This is a genomic window from Nevskiales bacterium (assembly GCA_035574475.1).
Taxonomy (GTDB): Bacteria; Pseudomonadota; Gammaproteobacteria; order Nevskiales; family DATLYR01; genus DATLYR01.
On sequence record DATLYR010000061.1, the window covers coordinates 1 to 4,114 of the forward strand.

The following is a 4,114-nucleotide window of genomic DNA, read 5'->3' on the forward strand; positions in this document are numbered from 1 at the left end:
ACAGGATAAAAACGGATTTTCAGGATCAAGAACGCTTCTTTGAAAAGCGCAAATCTCTTGCCTGTCAATCCCGTAACGCCTGTTGATCCTGTCGAATTTCCTGGGGAACCTCTGATCAATCCTCTTCGTCATTCCGGCGAAAGCCGGTATCCGTCGGCGGCATGGCGCCGACCTTGAAAAGGCTCTGGATTCCGGATCGCGCCCGCTTCGCGGGCTTGTCCGGAATGACAAAGATATCTAAGGGCCACCACACTAGTTCTTGCTCTTGTCCACCAGCTTGTTCTTGGCAATCCAGGGCATCATCGAGCGTAGCTTCTCGCCCACCTTTTCGATCGGGTGCTCGGCGCCGATGCGGCGCATGGCCTTGAGCGTCGGCGCGCCGGCCTGGTTCTCGAGTACGAACTCGCGCGCGAACTGGCCGGTCTGGATCTCGCGCAGGATCTTCTTCATCTCCTGCTTGGTCTGCTCGGTGATGATGCGTGGACCCCGGGTGTAGTCACCGTACTCGGCGGTGTTGCTGATCGAGTAGCGCATGTTGGCCATGCCGCCCTCGTACATCAGGTCCACGATGAGCTTGAGCTCGTGCAGGCACTCGAAGTAAGCCATCTCCGGCGCGTAGCCGGCCTCGACCAGCGTCTCGAAGCCGGCCTGCACCAGCGCGGTGGCACCACCGCAGAGCACCGCCTGCTCGCCGAACAGGTCCGTCTCGGTCTCCTCGCGGAAGCTGGTTTCGATGATGCCGGCGCGGCCGCCGCCGTTGGCGGAGGCGTAGGACAGCGCGATCTCGCGGGCCTGGCCCGAGGCGTCCTGATGCACGCAGATCAGGCTCGGCACGCCACCGCCTTGGGTGTAGGTGCTGCGTACCAGATGGCCTGGTCCCTTCGGCGCCACCATAATGACGTCCATGTCGGGGCGCGGCTCGATCAGCTGGAAGTGGATATTGAAGCCGTGCGCGAAGGCCAGCACGCCGCCCTTTTTCAGGTTCGGGGCGATCTCGCTGTCGTAGATCTTCTTCTGGTCCTGATCCGGCGCCAGTACCATCACCAGGTCGGCGCCCTTGACCGCCTCGGCCACCTCCTTGACCTTCAACCCGGCGCCTTCCGCCTTGGCCCAGGACTTGGAGCCCTTGCGCAGCGCAACGGTCACGTCCACGCCGGAGTCCTTGAGGTTCAGCGCATGGGCATGGCCCTGCGAGCCATAGCCGAGGATCGCGACCTTCTTGGAGCGGATGATGGAAAGGTCGGCGTCTTTGTCGTAATAAACTTTGAGGGTCACGATACTCTCCGGTCGGTTTCCGTCCTTCCGGGGTGTGCCGGAATGACGGCGCAAACATTCAGGTCTTCAGTTTCAGCACCCGGCCGCCGCGGCCGATGGCCGTGGTGCCGCTGCGTACGACCTCGAGGATGCGGCCGATCTGGCCGATCTCCTGCATGAAGTCGTCGATCTCCAGGCTGGTGCCGGTCACCTGCACGGTGTAATGGTCCAGCGTGTCGTCCAGCACCTGGCCCTTGTAGCGGGCCACGCATTCCTCGGCGCGCGGCTGCAGCGCAGCTTCGACATCCAGCTTGATCAGCAGCAGCTCGCGCTCGAAGTGGTCGCCGCGCGTCAGGTCGGCGATCTCGACCACGTCCACCAGTTTCTGCGACTGCTTGTTGATCTGGTTGATGACCTCGTCCGAGCCGGCCGTCACCATCGTCAGCCGCGACACGGTCTCGTCGTCGGTCGGCGCCACGGTCAGCGACTCGATGTTGTAGCCGCGGGTCGAGAACATCCCTGCCACCCGCGCCAGGGCGCCGGCCTCGTTCTGCAGCAGGATGGAAATAATGTGCCGCATGGGCGGTGTCGGGCCGGTCGGGGGCGGATTGAAAGCGCGCCAAATTAATGCGTTTGCGCCGGAAAATCAAGTGATTAAGTGGCTTTTGCGCGCCGTGACCACGCGGCCCGGGTCCATGTGATCCGGCTCGAGCGGCCGGCCATGAACTGCCGCTAAGCCGCTGTCTGGGCTAGACTATCCGGCCTTTTTCGCAACTGCCTGCCTGAAGAGCCGCCATGACCGAGGATCACGCCCCCGCACCGGACCGCCGCCATCCCCTGGCCGGCCAGACCATGACCGGCGCCGACATCATCGTGCAGGTCCTGGCCGACGAGGGCGTGGACGTCATCTTCGGTTACTCGGGCGGGGCCATCCTGCCGACCTACGACGCCGTGTTCCGCTACAACCTGGCGAACGACAACCGCATGCCGCTGATCGTGCCGGCCAACGAGCAGGGCGCCGGCTTCATGGCGGCGGGCTATGCGCGCGCCTCCGGCAAGGTGGGCGTGGCGATGGTGACCTCCGGCCCCGGCGCCACCAACACGGTGACGCCGGTGCGCGACTGCATGGCCGACTCCACGCCGATCGTGGTGATCTGCGGCCAGGTGCCGACCGCCGCCATCGGCAGCGACGGCTTCCAGGAGGCGCCGGTGTCCAACATCATGGGCTCGGCCGCCAAACACGTGTTCCTGGTGACCGACGCCAGCAAGCTCGAGGCCACCATGCGCACCGCCTTCGAGATCGCGCGCACCGGCCGGCCGGGTCCGGTGGTGGTGGACATCCCCAAGGACGTGCAGAACTGGAGCGGCCCGTTCCAGGGGGCAGGCCTGCTGCCGATCCCCGGCTACCGCCAGCGCATGGCCGCGCTGCGCGCCAGCCGCCTGCGCGAGCAGGACTGCGAGGTGTTCTTCCGCATGCTTGGCGAGAGCCAGCGCCCCCTGCTCTACTGCGGCGGTGGCGTGATCAACGGCAACGCCGTGGCCGAGCTGCGCGCCTTCGCCGAGGCCTTCCGCATCCCGGCGGTGACCACGCTGATGGGCATCGGCGCGACCGACACCACGCAGCCGCTGTCCCTGCACATGCTGGGCATGCACGGTGCCGCCTTCGCCAATTACGCGGTGGACGATTGCGACTTTCTGATCGCGGTGGGCGCGCGCTTCGACGACCGCGTGGCCGGCGTGCCGGCCAAGTTCGCCAAGAACGCCCGGTACATCGCGCACCTGGACATCGACGCCTCCGAGATCGGCAAGGTCAAACCGGTGCAGTGGTCGCACGTGGGCATGCTGGGCGAGGCGCTCGACACATTGCGGGCCTTTGGCCAGAAACGCGGCTTCAGACCCGATTACTCGGCCTGGCACCGGCACGTGGCGGAACTCAAGCGCGTGTACGCGATGAACTACGACCGCGAGTCGCCGCTGATCCAGCCGCACTACGTCATCGAGGAGATCAACAAGCTGACCCGCGGCGAGGCCATCGTCAGCACCGGCGTGGGCCAGCACCAGATGTGGGCGGCGCAGTACTTCGACTTCCGCAACCCGCGCCAGTGGCTGACCTCGGGCTCGATGGGCACCATGGGCTTCGGCCTGCCGGCGGCGATCGGCGCGCAATTCGCCTGCCCCGACCGCATGGTCATCGACATCGACGGCGACGCCAGCATCCGCATGAACCTGGGCGAGCTGGAGACGGTGACCACCTACAACCTGCCGCTGAAGATCGTGGTGCTGAACAACTTCGGCGACGGCATGGTGAAGCAGTGGCAGAAGCTGTTCTTCCAGGGCCGGCTGTCGGCCTCGGACAAGTCGCTGCACAAGAAGGACTTCATCAAGGCCGCCGAGGCCGACGGCTTTCCCTTCGCGAAGCGCCTCGACCAGAAGGCCGACGTGCCGCGGGTGGTGCGCGAATTCGTCGAGTTCAAGGGCCCCGCCTTCCTCGAGGTGATCATCGACCCGGATGCCGGCGTGTACCCGATGGTGGGCCCGGGCATGAGCTACGAGCAGATGATCACCGGCGACTTCATTCCCAACCGCTACGAAGACGCCAAGCGCGAAGCGCCCGGCAAGTCGGACATGTATTGATGGCCTGGGTGCAGGTCTTCGCCCTGCTCGGCGCGCTGGCCATTCTCGCCGCCTTCGCCGGCAGCCAGCTGCGGGTGATGAGTGCGCACGGCCTGCCCTACCTGCTGCTCAACGCCGGCGGCGCCGGCGTGCTGACCGTCGTCGCCTGGCTCGAGCGGCAGTGGGGCTTCCTGCTGCTGGAAGCGGTGTGGACCCTGGTCAGCCTGTTCGCGCTAGTGCGCCTGCT

The 4,114-nt window shown here is 65.7% G+C and carries 4 protein-coding genes; 2 read left to right on the forward strand and 2 right to left on the reverse strand.

The window, feature by feature from the left end; translation table 11 throughout:
- Positions 1 to 252 precede the first annotated feature (252 nt).
- Complete coding sequence (gene ilvC / locus VNJ47_03565) at positions 253 to 1,275, reverse strand: ketol-acid reductoisomerase (GenBank protein HXG27909.1); 1,023 nt, start codon at positions 1,273 to 1,275, stop codon at positions 253 to 255.
- 58 nt (positions 1,276 to 1,333) lie between these two features.
- Positions 1,334 to 1,834, reverse strand: a complete 501-nt coding sequence (gene ilvN / locus VNJ47_03570; protein HXG27910.1) for an acetolactate synthase small subunit — start codon at positions 1,832 to 1,834, stop codon at positions 1,334 to 1,336.
- A 215-nt stretch (positions 1,835 to 2,049) separates the two neighbouring features.
- On the opposite strand from ilvN, the gene ilvB reads away from it, so the two are divergent.
- Both ilvB and VNJ47_03580 read left to right on the forward strand, forming a co-directional pair.
- Positions 2,050 to 3,888: a biosynthetic-type acetolactate synthase large subunit gene (gene ilvB, locus VNJ47_03575; GenBank protein ID HXG27911.1), complete on the forward strand. Its 1,839-nt coding sequence runs from the start codon at positions 2,050 to 2,052 to the stop codon at positions 3,886 to 3,888.
- On the forward strand, positions 3,888 to 4,114 hold a 227-nt coding region (locus VNJ47_03580), incomplete at its 3' end, for a hypothetical protein (protein HXG27912.1). The genes ilvB and VNJ47_03580, both read left to right, overlap by 1 nt.